At 60.0% G+C, this 19,304-nt stretch carries 17 protein-coding genes and 1 pseudogene; 14 read left to right on the forward strand and 4 right to left on the reverse strand.

Annotated features, from left to right (window positions below):
* Positions 1 to 27: 27 nt before the first annotated feature.
* Positions 28 to 3,246, reverse strand: coding sequence for a ribonuclease E (gene rne, locus ACF8MI_RS00490; protein WP_392517281.1), 3,219 nt, complete (start codon positions 3,244 to 3,246; stop codon positions 28 to 30).
* A gap of 796 nt (positions 3,247 to 4,042) precedes the next feature.
* Here rne and rluC point away from each other — a divergent pair.
* The 3 genes from rluC to ACF8MI_RS00505 are packed head-to-tail and all read left to right on the forward strand — an operon-like array spanning position 4,043 to position 6,673.
* On the forward strand, positions 4,043 to 4,999 hold the full coding sequence (gene rluC, locus ACF8MI_RS00495; RefSeq protein WP_025754829.1) for a 23S rRNA pseudouridine(955/2504/2580) synthase RluC: 957 nt from the start codon (positions 4,043 to 4,045) through the stop codon (positions 4,997 to 4,999).
* Positions 5,000 to 5,002: 3 nt separating this feature from the next.
* On the forward strand, positions 5,003 to 5,677 hold the full coding sequence (locus ACF8MI_RS00500; protein WP_060498751.1) for an HAD family hydrolase: 675 nt from the start codon (positions 5,003 to 5,005) through the stop codon (positions 5,675 to 5,677).
* A 6-nt stretch (positions 5,678 to 5,683) separates the two neighbouring features.
* The gene (locus ACF8MI_RS00505) at positions 5,684 to 6,673 is read left to right on the forward strand and encodes a S49 family peptidase (RefSeq protein WP_060498752.1); all 990 of its coding nucleotides are present in this window, start codon (positions 5,684 to 5,686) and stop codon (positions 6,671 to 6,673) included.
* Positions 6,674 to 6,801: 128 nt separating this feature from the next.
* On the opposite strand, the gene ACF8MI_RS00510 is transcribed toward ACF8MI_RS00505, so the two are convergent.
* A complete protein-coding gene (locus tag ACF8MI_RS00510) occupies positions 6,802 to 7,380 on the reverse strand; it encodes a nucleoside triphosphate pyrophosphatase (protein WP_060498753.1) in 579 nt (192 codons plus the stop codon).
* A gap of 96 nt (positions 7,381 to 7,476) precedes the next feature.
* Here ACF8MI_RS00510 and ACF8MI_RS00515 point away from each other — a divergent pair, with 96 nt between their 5' ends.
* The 11 genes and pseudogenes from ACF8MI_RS00515 to ACF8MI_RS00565 all read left to right on the forward strand — a co-directional run bounded on the left by ACF8MI_RS00515 (position 7,477) and on the right by ACF8MI_RS00565 (position 16,302).
* Positions 7,477 to 8,004: a YceD family protein gene (locus tag ACF8MI_RS00515; protein WP_012313431.1), complete on the forward strand. Its 528-nt coding sequence runs from the start codon at positions 7,477 to 7,479 to the stop codon at positions 8,002 to 8,004.
* Positions 8,005 to 8,017: 13 nt separating this feature from the next.
* Positions 8,018 to 8,200, forward strand: coding sequence for a 50S ribosomal protein L32 (gene rpmF, locus ACF8MI_RS00520; protein ID WP_003247154.1), 183 nt, complete (start codon positions 8,018 to 8,020; stop codon positions 8,198 to 8,200).
* 3 nt (positions 8,201 to 8,203) lie between these two features.
* A complete protein-coding gene (gene plsX, locus ACF8MI_RS00525) occupies positions 8,204 to 9,214 on the forward strand; it encodes a phosphate acyltransferase PlsX (protein ID WP_016715138.1) in 1,011 nt (336 codons plus the stop codon).
* A 127-nt stretch (positions 9,215 to 9,341) separates the two neighbouring features.
* The gene (gene fabD, locus ACF8MI_RS00530) at positions 9,342 to 10,280 is read left to right on the forward strand and encodes an ACP S-malonyltransferase (protein WP_082426376.1); all 939 of its coding nucleotides are present in this window, start codon (positions 9,342 to 9,344) and stop codon (positions 10,278 to 10,280) included.
* 15 nt (positions 10,281 to 10,295) lie between these two features.
* Entirely contained in the window at positions 10,296 to 11,036 is a 741-nt protein-coding gene (gene fabG / locus ACF8MI_RS00535) for a 3-oxoacyl-ACP reductase FabG (protein WP_016715140.1), read from the forward strand.
* 202 nt (positions 11,037 to 11,238) lie between these two features.
* Positions 11,239 to 11,475 (forward strand): acyl carrier protein, encoded by a 237-nt coding sequence (acpP, locus tag ACF8MI_RS00540; protein ID WP_016715141.1) that lies wholly within the window; start codon positions 11,239 to 11,241, stop codon positions 11,473 to 11,475.
* A 187-nt stretch (positions 11,476 to 11,662) separates the two neighbouring features.
* Positions 11,663 to 12,907 (forward strand): beta-ketoacyl-ACP synthase II, encoded by a 1,245-nt coding sequence (fabF, locus tag ACF8MI_RS00545; RefSeq protein WP_060498756.1) that lies wholly within the window; start codon positions 11,663 to 11,665, stop codon positions 12,905 to 12,907.
* The gene (gene pabC, locus ACF8MI_RS00550) at positions 12,907 to 13,722 is read left to right on the forward strand and encodes an aminodeoxychorismate lyase (protein ID WP_060498757.1); all 816 of its coding nucleotides are present in this window, start codon (positions 12,907 to 12,909) and stop codon (positions 13,720 to 13,722) included. Before fabF ends, pabC begins: the two co-directional genes overlap by 1 nt.
* A 4-nt stretch (positions 13,723 to 13,726) precedes the next feature.
* Entirely contained in the window at positions 13,727 to 14,917 is a 1,191-nt protein-coding gene (mltG, locus tag ACF8MI_RS00555) for an endolytic transglycosylase MltG (protein ID WP_060498758.1), read from the forward strand.
* 9 nt (positions 14,918 to 14,926) lie between these two features.
* Positions 14,927 to 15,268 (forward strand): annotated as a pseudogene (gene tmk / locus ACF8MI_RS00560) (dTMP kinase); the annotation flags it as partial.
* A gap of 461 nt (positions 15,269 to 15,729) precedes the next feature.
* Positions 15,730 to 16,302: a hypothetical protein gene (locus ACF8MI_RS00565; protein ID WP_392517282.1), complete on the forward strand. Its 573-nt coding sequence runs from the start codon at positions 15,730 to 15,732 to the stop codon at positions 16,300 to 16,302.
* A gap of 161 nt (positions 16,303 to 16,463) precedes the next feature.
* On the opposite strand, the gene ACF8MI_RS00570 is transcribed toward ACF8MI_RS00565, so the two are convergent.
* Together ACF8MI_RS00570 and ACF8MI_RS00575 are read right to left on the reverse strand one after the other, a co-directional pair.
* On the reverse strand, positions 16,464 to 18,482 hold the full coding sequence (locus tag ACF8MI_RS00570; protein ID WP_392517283.1) for a hypothetical protein: 2,019 nt from the start codon (positions 18,480 to 18,482) through the stop codon (positions 16,464 to 16,466).
* Between the two features lie 489 nt (positions 18,483 to 18,971).
* Entirely contained in the window at positions 18,972 to 19,259 is a 288-nt protein-coding gene (locus ACF8MI_RS00575) for a hypothetical protein (RefSeq protein ID WP_392517284.1), read from the reverse strand.
* Positions 19,260 to 19,304: the final 45 nt, after the last annotated feature.

Genomic DNA, 19,304 nt, shown 5'->3' on the forward strand with positions numbered 1-19,304 from the left:
GCGGGGCTTTTTCTTCAGCCTTGGCTATCAACCGTGATGAGGCTTGTGCTCATCGGCGGCTTCCAGGGCTGGCTCTTCGCTTGCGGCAGCCGCTTCCTGTGCAGCTTTGGCGGCAGCCTCGGCCTCACGCTTGCGGCGGCGCACTTCACGCGGGTCGTTCGGCGCACGGCCGTTGGCCAGCATGACAGTGGCAGGCTCTACCGCTACCGGGGCTTCGACCGGTGCCGGCTCGACCACAACTTCCGGCTGGGCCTCAACAACCGCTGCGGGCTGCTCGACAACCGGAACGGCTTCGACCACGGCCGGGGCCTCCACTGGCGCCTCGGCAACCACGACCGGCTCGGCGACAGGGGCTGCCTCAACGGCTGGCTGCGGGGCGACTTCGACCACTGGCGCGGCAGTGACTTCGGCCACGACCACCGGCTCGCTGACAGGCTGCTCGACCACTGGGGCCACGGCAACTTCCTCGGCCTTGGCGACCGCTTTGGCCTGTTCCACTTTTTCAGCCTGTTCAGCCGGCTGGGCGGCTTCGCTGTTGTCGGTCTCTGCAGCGACGGCAACTTCAGCGGTAGCACGCTCGGCCTGCTGGTTGGCCTGGGCCTCGGCGTCGGCGCTGATGTTGCTGCTGGCGACAGCGGCAGTTACCGCCAGGCCAGCGGCCAGTTCGGCACCCAGCTCGGTGGCTTGGTGCTGTTGTGGCTGCTCTTCGCTGCCTTCTTCTTCGCCGTCGATCAGCTCGCCATTGGCGTTGCGCTGACGCTCGCGACGGTTGCTGCGACGACGCTGGCCACGGGAGCGGCGGCGCGGGCGCTCGCCATCGGTGCCTTCCTGCTCGTCTTGCAGCAGTTCTTCGTTTGGCAGTTGCTCTTCGGCCAGTTCGGCAGCCTGCTCAGCTGCTTCTTCGGCTGCCCGTGGCTGACGCTCTTCGCGTGGTGGGCGTGGAGCACGCTCCTCGCGTGGGGCACGCTCTTCACGCGGCGCACGTTCTTCACGCGGTGCACGTTCTTCGCGTGGGGCGCGCTCTTCACGCGGCGCACGTTCTTCACGCGGTGCACGTTCTTCACGTGGCGCGCGCTCTTCACGGGCTACACGTTCTTCGCGTGGCTGACGCTCTTCACGTTCGGCTGGCGGAGTGGCATCCAGCGGCTCGCGCAGTTCGCGCACGCGCTCTTCGCCACGGTTGCTGCGGCGGTCTTCGCGCGGCTGGCGTGGGGCGCGTTCTTCACGCGGTGCACGCTCTTCGCGTGGGGTGCGTTCTTCACGCGGTGCACGCTCTTCGCGTGGGGTGCGTTCTTCACGTGGCGCACGCTCTTCGCGCGGAGCGCGTTCCTCGCGTGGCTGGCGTTCTTCGCGTGGCGCGCGCTCGGCACGCTCTTCGCGCGGCTTGCGCTCTTCGTCGCGACGGCCGTTGCGGTTGCGGCTTTGCTGGCGGCCGTTGCGGCGCTCTTCGTTGCGCGGGCTGCGTTCGGCAGCCGGTTTTTCGGCGGCGGTAGTCACGACCGGTGCGGCAGCAGGCTCGTCTTTGCCGGCGAACAGGCTGACCAGCGACTTCACCAGGCCCTTGAACAGGCTTGGCTCCGGAGCGCTCGGGGCAGGGGCGACCGGTGCGGCAGGCTGCTGCTCTTCAGCGGCGGCGGGTACTGGCGCATTGGCGCGGGCCGGGGCGGTCTTCACTGCAGCTTCCTGGCGTACCAGGGTGCGGGTGGCGGTCGGCTGCGGCGCTTCTTCGGCTTCGGAGGCGGCGATTTCGTAGCTGGACTGGTTGTTCAGCACTTCCGGGTTGTCGTCGCGCAGGCGCTGGACTTCGAAGTGCGGGGTTTCGAGGTGGTCGTTCGGCAGGATGATGATGCGTGCACGGGTGCGCAGTTCGATCTTGGTGATCGAGTTGCGCTTCTCGTTGAGCAGGAACGCGGCTACCGGGATCGGGACCTGGGCGCGGACTTCGGCGGTGCGGTCCTTCAGGGCTTCTTCTTCGATCAGGCGCAGGATCGCCAGCGACAGTGACTCGACGTCACGGATGATGCCGGTGCCGGAGCAGCGCGGGCAGACGATGCCGCTGCTTTCGCCCAGCGACGGGCGCAGGCGCTGACGGGACATTTCCAGCAGGCCGAAGCGCGAAATGCGGCCAACCTGCACGCGGGCGCGGTCGGCTTCCAGGCATTCGCGAACGCGCTCTTCCACGGCGCGCTGGTTCTTCGCCGGGGTCATGTCGATGAAGTCGATGACGATCAGGCCGCCGATGTCACGCAGGCGCAGCTGGCGGGCGATTTCTTCGGCCGCTTCCAGGTTGGTCTGCAGGGCGGTTTCTTCGATGTCGCTGCCTTTGGTGGCGCGCGCCGAGTTGATGTCGATGGACACTAGGGCTTCGGTCGGGTCGATCACGATCGAACCACCGGACGGCAGGTCAACCACGCGCTGGAACGCGGTTTCGATCTGGCTTTCGATCTGGAAGCGGTTGAACAGCGGCACGCTGTCTTCGTACAGCTTCACTTTGCTGGCGTACTGCGGCATCACCTGGCGGATGAAGGTCAGGGCTTCTTCCTGGGCGTCGATGCTGTCGATCAGCACTTCACCGATGTCCTGGCGCAGGTAGTCGCGGATGGCGCGGATGATGACGTTGCTTTCCTGGTAGATCAGGAACGGCGCGGCGCGGTCCAGGGACGCTTCCTTGATGGCGGTCCACAGTTGCAGCAGGTAGTCGAGGTCCCACTGCATCTCTTCGCTGCTGCGGCCGAGGCCGGCAGTGCGCACGATCAGGCCCATGTCGCCCGGCACGGTCAGGCCGTTCAGGGCTTCGCGCAGTTCGTTGCGCTCTTCGCCTTCGATGCGGCGGGAGATGCCTCCGGCACGCGGGTTGTTGGGCATCAGTACCAGATAGCGGCCGGCCAGGCTGATGAAGGTGGTGAGGGCGGCGCCTTTGTTGCCGCGCTCTTCCTTCTCGACCTGGACGATGACTTCCTGGCCTTCGCTGAGCACTTCCTTGATGTTGACGCGGCCTTCGGGGGCCTTCTTGAAGTATTCGCGGGAGATTTCTTTCAGCGGCAGGAAGCCGTGACGTTCGGAGCCGAAGTCGACGAAGGCGGCTTCGAGGCTGGGTTCGATGCGGGTGATCTTGCCTTTGTAGATGTTGGCCTTTTTCTGCTCGCGCGCACCGGACTCGATGTCCAGGTCGTAGAGACGTTGGCCGTCCACCAGGGCTACACGCAACTCTTCGGGTTGAGTCGCGTTAATCAGCATTCTTTTCATGTTGTACCGTCGGTTTCCGGGCTGCCGGAAACGGCGTTCGGCACACACGACGTCTCATGGTCGGTGCCAAGGTGCGCAAAGGGTGGCCGGGCCACCCCCGTGTCGAGCGACGTTCGGCACCAGCCGGTTACCCAGCCTGCCGTTGTCGCGACGACGCGTCCTGTTTGCTGCGGTGCCAACAAGGCCCCGGTGGCTTCGAATAGGAATCCGAATCAACCAAGCGGGCCTTGTGCACTCAGTCAGGAGGAGGAATCAACCGTCAGCCGTGGACGCCCGGGGGCATCTGTTCAGGACCTTATCCGCTCGCCAGCCGTCAGTGGGCTGGTGGCCGGACGCGGTGCTACACGGTCCGAGGGCTGTGCATCTCCACCCTGCACGTATCCCTGATAATTCGGGTGCTGCCGCGCGCTGAATCCGCAACGGGTTGCATTTTTCGCCACTGCAGGTACTGCACTGGCGCCATTCATGTCCAAGGCAGGTATTTCCGAAGCATTCGCCGTGCGTTGCGTGGAAGCGACGGGGCGGGCAGAGGTGCAGCGAAAAGAATCGGGTAAGCAGGTGAAACACCGCACTTGTCGTTTTTTTTCGGTCTTCTCTACACAGCGCTGGTGGCGATTCCAGGCAATTCGGTAAACTGGCGAAAACCCCGTAGGACGGCCTCGCGTCCTGGAGAATTGCGTTGGTCAGGGCCGGCAAAGAGCCTGGTGCCGCTGGCCTGCCGCTTTTGGCGGCGTTCGCGACTATAGCAGCAATGATTAAGTGCTTCAATTCCATAAAAAATTGTTATGATCCCGCCATGACGACCAATACCCCTCCGACTTCCGGCGTTCAGCTGATCGAAGTCGCGCCGGAGCTTGCCGGCCAACGCATCGACAACTTCCTCATCACGGCCCTTAAGGGCGTGCCCAAAACCTTGGTCTACCGCATCCTGCGCAAGGGTGAAGTGCGGGTGAACAAGGGGCGTGTCAAGCCGGAGTACAAGATCCAGGCTGGCGACATCGTGCGGGTGCCGCCCGTCCGCCTGCCGGAGCGCGACGAGCCGGCGCCGGTGGCCCAGGGCCTGCTGCAGCGCCTGGAGGCCGCCATTGTCTACGAAGACAAGGCGCTGATCGTGATGAACAAACCGGCTGGCATTGCCGTGCACGGCGGCAGCGGCCTGAGCTTTGGCGTGATCGAGGCGCTGCGCCAACTGCGCCCGGACGCCAAGGAGCTGGAGCTGGTGCATCGCCTGGACCGCGACACCTCCGGCCTGCTGATGATCGCCAAAAAACGCAGCATGCTGCGCCACCTGCATGCCGCACTGCGCGGTGACGGTGTCGACAAACGCTACATGGCGCTGGTGCGCGGCCACTGGCCCACCTCGAAGAAACAGGTCAATGCGCCCTTGCTCAAGAGCAACCTGCGCTCCGGCGAGCGCATGGTCGAAGTGAACGAAGAGGGCAAGGAGGCGCTGACCCTGTTCCGCGTGCTGCGCCGCTTTGGCGAGTTCGCCACCATTGTCGAGGCGCGCCCGATCACCGGCCGCACCCACCAGATCCGCGTGCACACCTTGCATGCCGGGCACATGATTGCCGGCGACAGCAAGTACGGTGACGAAGACTTCAGTCGCGAAATCCGCGAGCTGGGTGGCAAGCGCCTGTTCCTGCACGCCTACGCGCTGACCGTGCCCCTGCCGGACGGTGGTGAGCTCAAGCTTGAAGCGCCCGTGGATGAAGTGTGGGCGAAAACCGTTGAGCGTCTGAGTGCGTCCTGATCTATGAAAAAAGGCTATGAGCTACTGATCTTCGACTGGGACGGCACGTTGGCCGATTCCATCGGGCGCATCGTTGAGGCCATGAACGCCGCTGCCGATCGTGCCGGCGAGGCGCAAAGCAGTGACGAGGCGGTCAAGGGGATCATCGGCCTGGCCTTGGGCGAGGCGATTCATACCCTGTACCCGCACCTGGCACCTGAGCAGGTCGAAACCTTCCGTCAGCACTATGCCGATATCTACATGGCGCTGGACCAGCAGCCTTCGCCGTTGTTCGACGGCGTTGTCGAGTCGCTGGACGCCTTCCGTGCCGAGGGTTACCGCCTGGCGGTGGCTACCGGCAAGGCGCGTCGCGGCCTGGACCGGGTGCTCAAGGCCAACGGTTGGGAGGCGTTCTTCGATATCACTCGCGCCGCCGACGAAACCCGTGGCAAGCCGCATCCTTTGATGCTTGAGGAAATCCTCGGTCATTGCGGCGTCGAACCCGAGCGTGCGCTGATGGTCGGAGATTCGGCGTTCGACCTGCAGATGGCCAGCAATGCCGGTATGCATTCGGTGGCGGTGGGCTATGGTGCCATGTCGCTGCAGGCGCTGGCCGAATTCGGCCCGCAGGTGTGCATCGACCACTTTTCCCAGCTGCGCGAGTGGCTGGCTGGTTCCGCAATTCCACTTCCAAGGTAGGTAAACATGGCAGACGAATGGAAAGCCCCCGAGGCCGAGCCCGAGGCGCGTGAAGAGCGCAAAAGCTGGAAGCTGCTGGAGAAGACCCTGCTGGCCAGCGTGCAGGAGCAGCGTCGGTCGCGGCGCTGGGGTATCTTCTTCAAGCTGCTGACCTTCGTCTACCTGTTCGGCATCCTGGCGTTGTTCACACCGCTTATGGACATGGACAAGGCCGCGTCTCGCAGTGTCAGTCATACCGCGCTGGTCGAGGTGCGCGGGGTGATTGCCGACCAGGAAGCCGCCAGTGCCGATAATATCGTCAAGAGCCTGCGCGAGGCGTTCAAGGACAGCAAGACCAAGGCTGTGGTAATGCGCATCAACAGCCCGGGTGGCAGCCCGGTGCAGGCTGGTTACGTGTATGACGAAATCCGCCGCTTGCGTGCTGATTACCCGGCTATCAAGCTGTATGCGGTCATTGCGGATCTTGGTGCTTCCGGTGCCTATTACATCGCCAGTGCGGCGGATGAAATCTATGCCGATAAAGCCAGCCTAGTCGGTTCCATTGGTGTGACGGCGGCCGGCTATGGGTTTGTCGGTACCATGGAGAAGCTGGGCGTGGAGCGGCGTTCTTACACGTCGGGTGAGCATAAGGCGTTTCTTGACCCGTTCTCACCGGAAAAGCCTGATGAAACCCGGTTCTGGCAGGGCGTGCTGGACACCACGCACAACCAGTTCATTGCTATGGTCAGGCAGGGCCGTGGCGAGCGTCTGAAGGACAAAGAGCATCCGGAGCTGTTCAGCGGCCTGATCTGGTCGGGTGAGCAGGCCAAGGCGCTGGGGTTGGTGGACGGGCTGGGCAGTGCCAGCTATGTGGCGCGTGAGGTCGTTGGTGAGAAAGAGTTGGTGGACTTCACTGTTCAGGAGTCGCCGTTCGACCGCTTCTCCAAGCGCGTAGGGGCTAGCGTGGCTGAGCACCTGGCGATGTGGATGGGGTTCCAGGGGCCGCAGTTGCGCTGAGTGCCTGTTCCGGCCCTATCGCCAGCGCGGCAAGCCAGCTCCCACCTCGATCGTGTTGCTTTCAGGGGTTGTGCGGTACCTGTGGGAGCTGGCTTGGCTGCGATGGGCCGCAGAGCGGCCCTAAAATCTCAAGGGATAACTACCCCTTCTTTGGTCAGCATATCCACCAGCCGAATCAGTGGCAGCCCGATCAGGCTCGTTGCATCGCACCCGTGGGTGCTCTGGAACAGGCTCACCCCCAATCCTTCTGCTTTGAAGCTCCCTGCGCAATCCAGCGGCTGTTCCGCCGCAACATAGCGCTCCACGCGCTCACGGCTCAATTCGCGCATCGTTACGGTAAACGGCACGCAATCCACCTGGCATTGCCCGGTGGCGCTGTTCAGTAGTGCCAGTCCGGTCAAAAAGCTCACCTGCTGCCCGCTGCATTCCAGCAATTGCTCGCAGGCCCGCTCGAAGGTGTGTGGCTTGCCCAGCACTTGTTCGCCCAGCACGGCCACCTGGTCCGAGCCGATAATCAGGTGCCCCGGGTGGCTGCCCGCCAGGGCCTCGGCCTTTTGCCTGGCCAGGCGGCGAACCAGTTCTACCGCCGGCTCATCAGTCAGGCGCTGCTCGTCTATATCGGGGCTTGCCCAGGTGAAGGGCAGGCGCAGGCGTGCGAGCAGTTCGCGGCGATAGGCAGAGCTGGAAGCCAGTAGCAAAGGAAGCATGGTAGACTCCTGAATCAGTTGAACAAATTCTATCACGCACGATGCCGCCTAATTTCCTTTGACAGGGGCGGGGGGCATCCCTATTATGCTGCGCCTATGTTGAATGACCCGATTCCACCTCACGTTGACCCGCGCAAATTAGCCGATCGTGGCGTAACCCTTAACGGTTCGCTGCAACTCGCTGATTTGGAAAGACTCTGCGACCCGCTTTCCGACAATGTCGGTACGGTGCAGGCGAAGTTCGATTTTGAACGAGATGAACAGCACGTGGTGGTTATCCACAGCGAGCTGGACGTCGAGGTCAAGATGGTTTGCCAGCGTTGTCTTGAGCTGGTCACCCTGCCGATCCACAGCGAATGTACTTACGCCGTGGTGAAGGAGGGTGCGAATACCCAGTCGTTGCCGAAAGGCTATGACGTGCTGGAACTGGGCGAAGATCCTTTGGATCTGCAGGCATTGATCGAGGAGGAGCTTCTGCTCGCCTTGCCAATCGTGCCTGCTCATCATCCGGAAGAATGCCAGCAGCCGGCGGGCGCAGACGAGCCCGAATCGAGCAAGGACGAGGTATCGCGGTCCAACCCGTTCAGTGTTTTGGCGCAGTTAAAGCGTGACCCAAACGTTTAGGAGTTAATCAATTATGGCTGTTCAGCAGAACAAAAAATCCCGCTCTGCCCGTGACATGCGCCGTTCGCACGACGCCCTGTCGGAAAACGCGCTGTCGGTAGAGAAAACCACCGGTGAAGTTCACCTGCGCCACCACGTTTCGCCAGAAGGCGTATACCGTGGTCGCAAAGTGGTCGACAAGGGCGCTGACGAGTAATCCTTGTCCGCTCAGATCATCGCGATCGACGCAATGGGCGGGGACTTCGGTCCCCGCAGCATTGTCCAGGCTAGCATTGCCTGCCTTTCTGCTACCCCCTCGCTGCACCTGACCCTCGTCGGTCAACCCTCCCTTCTGGAAGATCTTGTCAGCGGCCTTGCGGCTGCGGATCGCGCGCGCCTGCAGATTGTCGCCGCCAGTGAGGTGGTCGGCATGGATGAGCGGCCCTCCCAGGCATTGCGGGGCAAGCCGGATTCGTCGATGCGTATCGCCCTCGAACTGGTGCGTGACGGCAAGGCCCAGGCCTGCGTCAGTGCCGGCAATACCGGCGCGCTGATGGCGCTGTCCCGTTTCGTGCTCAAGACCTTGCCAGGTATCGACCGGCCCGCCATGGTGGCGGCGATTCCGACTCAGGCGGGTTACTGCCAGTTGCTCGACCTGGGTGCCAATGTCGATTGCAGTGCCGAAAACCTCTACCAGTTTGCCGTGATGGGCTCGGTGGCTGCTCAGGCCCTGGGTGTGCATCGCCCACGGGTGGCGCTGCTGAACATCGGCACCGAGGACATCAAGGGCAATCAGCAGGTCAAGCTGGCTGCCAGCCTGTTGCAGAATGCCCGTGGGCTTAACTACGTGGGCTTTGTCGAAGGTGACGGGCTGTATCGTGGTGAGGCCGATGTGGTGGTGTGCGATGGGTTTGTCGGCAATATCCTGCTCAAGTCCAGCGAGGGGTTGGCGACGATGATTGCAGCGCGCATCGAGCAGTTGTTCAAGGGCGGCGTGTTGTCGCGGGCGGCCGGGGCGGTGGCCATGCCGCTGCTCAAGCGTCTGCAGGCCGACCTGGCGCCGGCGCGGCACAATGGTGCCAGTTTTCTGGGGTTGCAGGGCATTGTCATCAAGAGCCATGGCTCGGCGGGCGTGCAGGGCTTCCAGAGTGCCATCCAGCGGGCGTTGATCGAGATACAGGAAAACCTGCCGCAGCGCTTGCATGGGCGCCTCGAAGACCTGTTGCCTTAGGCATTTTGCCCATGAAGTGCTTAAATGTGACCGCTTGGTCTGTGTATCCATCCAAGTTTTCAGATTCCGCGCCTGGCCCAGGGCCTGGCGCACCCTATCCGACGACAAGATCATAAGGGCTTGTTCAATGTCTGCATCTCTCGCATTCGTCTTTCCCGGTCAAGGTTCCCAGTCGCTGGGCATGCTCGCCGAGCTCGGCGCCGAGAAGCCAGTGATCATCGAAACCTTCAAAGAAGCGTCCGAAGCACTGGGTTACGACCTGTGGAAGCTGGTCCAGGAAGGCCCTGAAGAGCAACTCAACCAGACCGACAAGACCCAGCCGGCCATCCTCACCGCGTCCATCGCGCTGTGGCGCCTGTGGCTGGAAGAGGGCGGCGCGCAGCCAGCCTTCGTTTCCGGCCACAGCCTGGGCGAATACAGCGCCCTGGTCGCTGCGGGCAGTATCACCCTGAAAGACGCTGTTCGCCTGGTCGAGCGCCGCGGTCAGCTGATGCAGGAGGCCGTACCGGCGGGGCATGGTGCCATGGCTGCCATCCTCGGCCTGGACGACGCTGTAGTCGTTGAAATCTGCGGCGAAGCCGCTGAAGACCAAGTGGTCAGCGCCGTCAACTTCAACTCGCCGGGCCAGGTGGTCATCGCTGGCAATAAAGCTGCCGTGGATCGCGCCATGGAGCTGTGCAAGGCCAAGGGCGCCAAGCGTGCCCTGCCGTTGGCGGTCAGCGTGCCGTCGCACTGTGCCCTGATGAAGCCGGCGGCCGAGCGCTTTGCCGAGGCGGTCAACGCCATCGAGTGGAAGGCCCCGCAAATTCCAGTGGTGCAGAACGTCACGGCTGCTGTTGCTGCCGACCTCGATGCACTCAAGCACGACCTGCTGGCGCAGCTTTACCAGCCTGTGCGTTGGGTGGAGTGTGTGCAGACCCTGGCCGCCAACGGTGCGGTCAACCTGGTCGAGTGTGGCCCGGGCAAGGTCCTGGCTGGCCTGAACAAGCGTTGCGCCGATGGCGTGACCACTTACAACCTCAACACCCCTGATGCCGTTGCCGCCACCCGCGCGGCACTGGCCTGATTTGGAGAAGCTTGCATGAGCCTGCAAGGTAAAGTTGCACTGGTCACCGGCGCCAGCCGTGGCATTGGCCAGGCCATCGCCCTCGAGCTGGGCCGCCAGGGCGCGACCGTGATCGGCACCGCCACTTCGGCGTCCGGCGCCGAGCGCATCGCTGCCACCCTGAAAGAGCACGGCATCACCGGTACCGGCATGGAGCTGAACGTGACCAGCGCCGAGTCCGTTGAAGCGGTACTGGCCGCCATCGGTGAGCAGTTCGGCGCACCGGCCATTTTGGTCAACAACGCCGGCATCACCCGCGACAACCTGATGCTGCGCATGAAAGACGACGAGTGGTTCGACGTGATCGACACCAACCTGAACAGCCTCTACCGTCTGTCCAAGGGCGTGCTGCGTGGCATGACCAAGGCACGTTGGGGCCGTATCATCAGCATCGGCTCGGTTGTGGGTGCCATGGGTAACGCCGGTCAGGCCAACTATGCGGCCGCCAAGGCTGGCCTGGAAGGCTTCAGCCGCGCCCTGGCGCGTGAAGTGGGCTCGCGTGGCATCACCGTCAACTCGGTGACCCCGGGCTTCATCGACACCGACATGACCCGCGAGCTGCCAGAAGCGCAGCGCGAAGCCCTGCAGACCCAGATTCCGCTGGGCCGCCTGGGCCAGGCCGACGAAATCGCCAAGGTGGTTTCGTTCCTGGCATCCGACGGCGCTGGCTACGTGACCGGCGCTACCGTGCCGGTCAACGGCGGGATGTACATGTAACACTGCAACTCAATGTGACGGATTTCGTAAAAAAAGAGTCATACTGCGAGCCTAAAATCCGTTATAAAGCTGCAACCAGATTCCAGGCAGCGGGTGGGGTGGCTAGCTTGAAGGTGCGTTTCGCTTGAAAAGCGAACGTCTTTCTATAAAATTAGCCACCGGCCAGCTGCCTGACATATATCCATTAGGAGTAAACCTAGGTATGAGCAACATCGAAGAACGCGTCAAGAAAATCGTCGCCGAGCAACTGGGCGTCAAGGAAGAAGAAGTGACTCTCGAGAAGTCCTTCGTTGATGACCTGGGTGCCGATTCGCTTGACACCGTTGAGCTGGTGATGGCTCTGGAAGAGGAATTCGAGACCGAAATCCCTGACGAAGAAGCCGAGAAGATCACTACCGTTCAAGCTGCTGTAGACTACGTCAAAGCCCACCAGGCCTAAGACGCTTTAGTCGACGCTTCTTGTCGGGGAAAACCGCACTGCCTTCGCTGGCGTGCGGTTTTTTCTTTGCGAGCGCCCCGCATTTTCAAGGCTGCTTCGTTCACCGCGCACCAAGAGCCTGTTGCCATTCCATTCCTGCGCTTGAATGCAATGGCAAGAGACTCTGTTATTAGAAAAGGAGAGTACTGTGTCGCGTAGACGCGTCGTGGTCACCGGTATGGGTATGCTGTCGCCACTGGGTACCGATGTACCGAGCACCTGGCAGGGCATTCTGGCTGGCCGCAGTGGCATTGGTCCGATCGAACACACGGACCTGTCTGCCTACTCCACCCGTTTTGGCGGCTCGGTGAAAGGCTTCGAAGTCGAGCAATACCTGTCGGCCAAAGAGGCCCGCAAGCTCGACCTGTTCATCCAGTACGGCCTGGCGGCCGGTTTCCAGGCGGTGCGTAATGCCGGCCTGGAGGTCACCGACGCCAATCGCGAGCGTATTGGCGTGGCCATGGGCTCGGGTATCGGTGGCCTGACCAACATCGAAGAAACCAGCCGCACCCTGCACGACTCGGGGCCGCGCCGCATTTCGCCGTTCTTCGTGCCGGGCTCGATCATCAACATGATCTCCGGGTTCCTGTCGATCCACCTGGGTCTGCAAGGGCCGAACTACGCCATTGCCACCGCCTGCACCACCGGCACCCATTGCATCGGCATGGCCGCACGCAATATCGCCTACGGTGAGGCCGACGTGATGATCGCCGGTGGCGCCGAAATGGCCGCTTGCGGCCTGGGCATGGGCGGTTTCGGTGCTTCGCGCGCGCTGTCCACCCGCAACGACGAGCCAAGCCGGGCCAGCCGCCCGTGGGACAAGGGCCGTGACGGCTTCGTGTTGTCCGACGGTGCCGGTGCCTTGGTGCTCGAAGAGCTGGAGCACGCCCAGGCGCGTGGTGCGACCATCTATGCCGAGCTGGTTGGCTTTGGCATGAGTGGCGACGCCTACCACATGACCTCGCCGCCCGACACGGGCGAAGGCGCTGCCCGTTGCATGGCCAACGCCCTGCGCGATGCCGGCATCAAGCCGGAAGAAGTCAGCTACATCAACGCCCACGGCACTTCGACCCCTGCGGGCGACGTGGCCGAAGTGGCTGCGATCAAGCGCGTGTTCGGTGAGCATGCCTACAAACTGGCGGTCAGCTCGACCAAGTCGATGACCGGTCACCTGCTGGGGGCTGCCGGCGCGGTGGAGGCGATCTTCAGCGTGCTGGCCATCAACAGCCAGATGGCGCCGCCCACCATCAACCTGGACGAGCCAGACGAAGGTTGCGACCTTGACTTTGTGCCGCACCTGGCGCGCAGCATGCCGATCGACGTGGTGTTGTCCAACTCGTTCGGCTTTGGCGGCACCAACGGCTCGCTGGTGTTCCGCCGGTTCGCCGGTTGATGCACAGCTGGATCGATGGCCAGCCGGCGGCTGCACTCAACTTGCAGAACCGTGGCCTGGCCTACGGCGATGGCCTGTTCGAGACCATTGCTGTGCGCGGCGGTCGCCCCAGCTTGCTGGACGGCCACCTCGCACGCCTGGCGCTGGGTTGCCAGCGCTTGGCGATCAACGCCGACCTGGCGCTGGTGCGCGACGAACTGCTGCGCTATGCCAGCCAGCTCGGTGAAGGCGTAGCCAAACTTATCCTCACCCGTGGCGACAGCCAGCGTGGCTATGCCCCGGTAGCCGGTGCCGCGCCACGGCGCATCCTGCAGGGCAGTCCGTTGCCCGGCTATCCCCTTGAGCATGCCGAGCAAGGCGTGCGGTTGTTCGCTTGCCAGACCCGGCTTGGGGAACAACCGCTGCTGGCCGGGCTCAAACACCTCAACCGCCTGGAGCAGGTGCTGGCCCGTGCTGAATGGCAGGACAGCGAACACGCCGAAGGCCTGATGCGTGACGGGGAGGGCAGGGTAATCGAAGGGGTATACAGCAATCTGTTCCTGGTGCGCGACGGCGTGCTGCTTACCGCCGACCTCAGCCGTTGTGGTGTGGCCGGTGTGATGCGTGCGGCGTTGCTGGAGCAGGCCGTACTGCTGGGCATCCCGGCGCAGGTCTGTGACTTGCCGTTCGAGGCGCTGGAGCACGCAGATGAAGTATTTGTTTGCAATAGCGTTTACGGCATTTGGCCCGTGCGTGGCGTAGCCGCGCTAAACTGGTCGCCTGGCCCGCTCACCCGTAAACTGCAGGCCGTTGCCCGTACGTTACTGGAAACCTGAATTCGTGAGACGTAAATTCCTGCTGCTGCTGGAAATGGGCTTGATCCTCGCCGGCCTGGCGCTTGGCTGGTCGGCCTGGAAGGTCAACGCCGTCCTGGAGCAGCCCCTGCACGTCACGCAGGAGCGCCTGCTCGATGTGCCCAATGGCACCACCCCCAACCGCATGTTCTACCGCATGCAGAGCGAAGGATTGCTCGACGACGCCGTGTGGCTGCGCTTGTACTGGCGCTTCAACATGGCTGGCACCCCCCTGCACACTGGCGAGTACCGCCTTACCCCGGGCATGACCGTCGAGCAGCTGTTCGATGCCTGGCGACGGGCTGATGTGGTGCAGTACAACCTCACGCTGGTCGAAGGCTGGACCTTCCGCCAGGTACGCTCGGCCGTGGCCAAGCATGAAAAGATCAAGCACACCCTGGACGGCCTGTCGGACTCCGAGGTAATGGAGAAGCTCGGCCATACCGGCGTGTTCCCGGAAGGGCGCTTCTTCCCGGACACCTACCGCTTTGTGCGCGGCATGAGCGATGTCGAGTTGCTGCAGCAGGCCTACATGCGTCTGGACGAAGTGCTGGCCAAGGAATGGGCCGAGCGCACCACCGACCTGCCATACCGCGACCCGTACCAGGCGCTGATCATGGCTTCGCTGGTGGAAAAGGAAACCGGTATCCCCCAGGAACGTGGGCAGATAGCCGGCGTGTTCGTGCGGCGCCTGCGCCTGGGCATGATGCTGCAGACCGACCCGACGGTGATCTACGGCATGGGTGAGCGCTACAACGGCAAGATTACCCGCGCCGACCTGCGCGAACCGACGCCCTACAACACCTATACCATCACCGGGTTGCCGCCGACCCCGATTGCCATGGTCGGTCGCGAAGCGATTCATGCGGCGCTCAACCCGTCGAACGGTACCAGCCTGTACTTCGTCGCCCGTGGCGACGGTAGCCACGTGTTCTCCGACGACCTCGATGACCACAACTCGGCGGTGCGCGAGTTCCAGCTCAAGCGCCGTGCAGACTACCGCTCCAGCCCTGCCCCGCAGCAAGAGGCACAACCGGCTGCTGAAGACGCCCAGCCCGAGGTGCCTGCGCCGGATGAGCCGGCAGCGCAGCCGGCACCCGATGAGCCCCCTGTGCAGGACGCCCCTGCCGGTGGCGCGCAAGCGGCCGAACGGCCGACGCCTGACGAACAACATTAAGGACTGCCTGTGAGCGGCTTGTTTATTACGCTGGAAGGCCCCGAAGGCGCGGGCAAGAGCACCAATCGTGACTACCTGGCCGCGCGCCTGCGCGAGCAGGGCCTGGATGTGGTATTGACCCGGGAGCCTGGCGGTACGCCCCTGGCCGAAAAAGTGCGCGAACTGTTGCTGGCTCCCAGCGATGAAACCATGGCAGCTGACACCGAGCTGCTGCTGGTATTTGCTGCGCGCGCCCAGCACCTGGCACAGGTCATTCGTCCGGCATTGGCCCGCGGGGCCGTCGTGTTGTGTGACCGCTTCACGGATCGGTTAGTTTCGGTTGGTAGTAAAGGTAAACCTAAAGCCCACTTACCTTTTCAACCTCTCGAAACCTGCCTAGCTGCCTAGATACCCCGTAATGCAAGGGTTCTGGAGAGAGATGTCTTGTTTCGTACCTCCATTCTAGCACACGCCTTTTGGAAAAAGTAAACACCTATCTCAAAAAAAATGCTCGAAGGCAAAACGTAAACCCAAATTGCCTTTGGCGCTTCATTTCTAGCTCTTCACGCACCCTCCGTTAAACGCGCTCTCCCCTCAAGCCCCGTAAATACGGGCCCTCTGTGGGTTTACGTTTTTCGTTTTCTCGCCTTTGGGCTGCGTTCTTCGAAGGCTAACCGATGGCCTGCCCAGGTATATGAATGCCGACAAACTCATCTTCAGCGAATCACCCGAGACGGGTTGTACGGCTGCGCGTCATTGAAAACACCTTCTAGAAATGTCGTTGGTAAAGTGACATATTGTCACTTAATGGATGACATATTGCAGGGGCAAAAATGACTGTTGAACGTGACCTTCCAAGCGAGAGCCAGAACCTCACATCAGGCCAAGCCGAAAACCGAGCTGAAAATAAAACCGAAGAACTCACGACTCCGTATCTCATCGAGCAGTTCCAGGAAGGCCTGGTAGAGCTCGGCTGGACGCCTGCTGTGTTAGCAGATCGCATGCGTGATATTGGCGACTATCGCAAGCCTCAGACGATCCTGCGCAGCATTAACCGGGCACTTGAAGGGGAGACCAGGCCTTCCGGAGAGTTATTGGCCCTGGTGAAGCAGACAGTCTGGTTGCAACGTCGTTTGCTGCGCGCGTATGGAGACCTGCCTTGGACGAAGCTGGGTGACGGTTCTCATACCGCCGAGGCGGACGATTGCAGAATGACTTTGAAGCCGAAGCCGGGCGGACGCTGGCTGGTAATTGTGATGCACAAGGACGGTTACAGCCCGCGCTATCCTCGGTGGCAGGTCGGCCTGGAAGCGGCGAAGCGGATGGCGTACCTCACGCTGGATAATGCCCTTAACTGGGTATACGACAATGAGGTCGAACAGGGGCGCGATGCCTCGGAACGCTGAGACTGCCCAGAAGGAATGAAGTGGGAAGAAGCTTGCCATGAAACGCTAAGGGAATCATATCTCGCGGATCCGCACGCTCGCATGCGTAAAAATGGGCTTCCCTGCGCCGCAGATGCTCGCGGAGCAGGGGGTACAGGTTACTTAAAAGACTCCGAATGGTATCAATCAGACAAGCCCTCAGCCTCGCATCTGCTTACAAACGGCAAGCGACTAACAAATTCTGTGTATGTATCTCTACTGCCAGTAGTCATCCCAATAAAGCTCCTGATATACTTGAAAAAGTCTGTTGCATCTTCAGAGTTTTCCAGGATCATTATGATTTGCGGGATGCTCATGAAAAGTGAGTTGTAAAATGGCATTCCATTGTCTTTGAACTCTCCATTAGCTAAGGCTAGCTCTTTGAGTTTTGCAGAATAATCCCGCCATTTTTTAAGTTTCTTGTCCTCGTTTTTATCCGGATGACTAAAGTGGCTTTGTAGCGCAATGACTAACAGTCTTTGGAGTACTGTTTGATCTTGCAGGGCGCCGAAGTCAGGATGGCTTACAGAGATTCGCTGAATGTTTCGGTTCTTGAGATAAATGGATTGCTTGCCATCTTTGTTGGAGAGATGAAGATGGCCACTGCTTTTTAGTTCTCTTTCAATGCGCATGGCTTGAAAGTGTGAAGCCAGAACGCTATCGGCGAGATCCGTTAGGATCATGATTTCATTTCCGGATTGCGCTTGGCGGGTGAGACCCTTTTTCTTCATCTCGAATATATAGATGTCCTCATCTGTCTCGCAGAGCAGATCTACCTCAAGATCAATACCGCCACCAAAGCGATCCCCGTAGAACACATTGATGCCCTTCGCTGCGAATGCTGTTCGAAGATAGTCTTCGATAGCGTAGCCTAACTCGCTATCGGTGCTGTTTTTCCATTTTCCATTCGGAATGGCGATTGCAGTGCACACTGTGTTCACGCAGCCTAGTGAAGCGATACTTTTTGGGAAAATCTTATACCCTTTCCCTACTTTTATTGCGGGCTTGAAGTGATGATCGATGTCCAGGCTTGAAGGTGGGAATTGCAGGTTTGAATTCACGGCTGCGGAAACCTTACTCAGCAATTTATCCATCGCTGCTGTGACTTTGAATTCGGGCATTCTTGTTTTTGAAGCAAGATCTTTGATGCTTACTGTCGTGAATTTTTTCGTTTCAGCTTTGGATATCAGGGCAAGGGCAACTCTTGCGACATCCTTTACAGGTACGCCGAATGATTCGTAGCGAGTCTCGTGAAATTTGGATAGCAGTAGTTTTATCAAAGTCGATGCATAGCTCGCTCTCGTCTGTGTCACGCCCACAAAATTGTCGTAAAGAATATTGGTTCTTATGAATTCGATAAGCCTGTCATTACGTAAATATATTGCCTCGTACTGGCTATAAGGTTGTATTTCATAAATGACAATGATATCTGTGACAAACAGCATTAGTTCATCTAAGGTTGCTGCATTCTTGCTTCCACGTGTGTCCGCATATTTTGATGCTATCGCGAGCAGATACCCAAATGGTATTGCGGTGTGTACTTCAGTTGTGCCCATGGAAACATGTCGATACTCCATGAAGCGACCGGTGGTGGGGTTGTATGTGCGACCAAGCCGATATGCAAGCGCATCTAATAAATCTTCGCCTCCATACTCGCGGCACATTCGCTCAATCTCTGTATTGATGAGCTGGTGGCTATTCTCCGAAATATAGATGCTGTTGTTGTTTTCGGTGAATTCAATACCTGCATTGTTGAGTCTAAGGTAAGCGTGTGCGAACGCATGATGTTTGGCTTCGGGGAAAAGAGATATTTGGCTCTCAAAAAAATGTAGCTCTTTTCGGTTTTCAATAATTAACCTAATTAATTCGTCCCAGTTGGTTTCCGTTGGTGGGATTGAGTCGGAGGGTAATTGTCGTCTGGCTGCTTCGCGAATAGAGTCCAATACTGGAGTGTATGTAGAGTAATCCAGTCGTTTTTGATGGTGCAAGATAACAAGCTTTTGTCGAAGGTAAGAGACTGTCGATATTACCTGCTCGGCATCGCTAATCTGAAGCCTGCCTCTCTCGTATACCTTTTCATAACCATCTCTGGTTCGATGCTCTGCTATTTCGTAACTGCGAAAATGGCTGTCACACACTGCTATGAAATTGTTGTGATCCATGGCTGTTTCAGTCCTTGAAAAATTTCGTGACGAATATAGCACTTTGAGATGACTCACACCACTGTGCTTGGCGGTGGCTTGGAAGCCCATCCCTGCGTTCTAATGTTCTTACTTAAATTTCGATAAAACGAAAAATTAAACGACGCCGGCTAAGGCGAAAAGGGAGAGGGGTGAATTGCTATTCAATGATTTTATTTGGTGAAACCTGCATGCCAATACGATACTTACGTTGTGCATGGTGATCTAGGTTTGCGTGTTGGATATGCAGTAAATAAGGCGATAATATGCTTGTAACGTTTGAGTAACACCTTGACTCACATCACTCTCGCCGCCTCGATTTCGTTGTAGTCCCAAGCAAGAGGGGACTCTGCTCGGCGCCTATCCATGTGGTATGTGGCGCGGGAGCAGCAGCCTCAAACCTAAGCAGCACCGCGCGTTGAAACAGCCGATTCTCATGGTTGGCCGCAGTTCCGACGCCCTTCGCATGACCTATTGAGTCTCTTTCGGCAGGTGCCAAATCTTGTGCACCGTAGAGGCCGGCATCCCGAGCTTTATCGATGTCGCTTTCTGAGTCAGGCCTTCAGCTTTACAGCCAAGCACCGCCTCAATCTTGGCCGCTGCGATAGGCGGCTTGCCGCTTTTGGCGGCGATCAAGGCGCCATCCGAGAACTGCTTAGGCAGGTTCTCCAATACATGCATATCTGACGAATGGCCCATCGCCCAGATGAGGGTGTATCCCAGCGGTGACGTGAACCCGCCATACCCTGAGGTTGCCATGGTGGGTGACTCGGTGCGGTGTGATCGAGACGGGCCGGCGGCGAT

Origin of the sequence: Pseudomonas sp. yb_9, assembly GCF_043103635.1 — a bacterium.
Lineage (GTDB): Bacteria > Pseudomonadota > Gammaproteobacteria > Pseudomonadales > Pseudomonadaceae > Aquipseudomonas > Aquipseudomonas monteilii.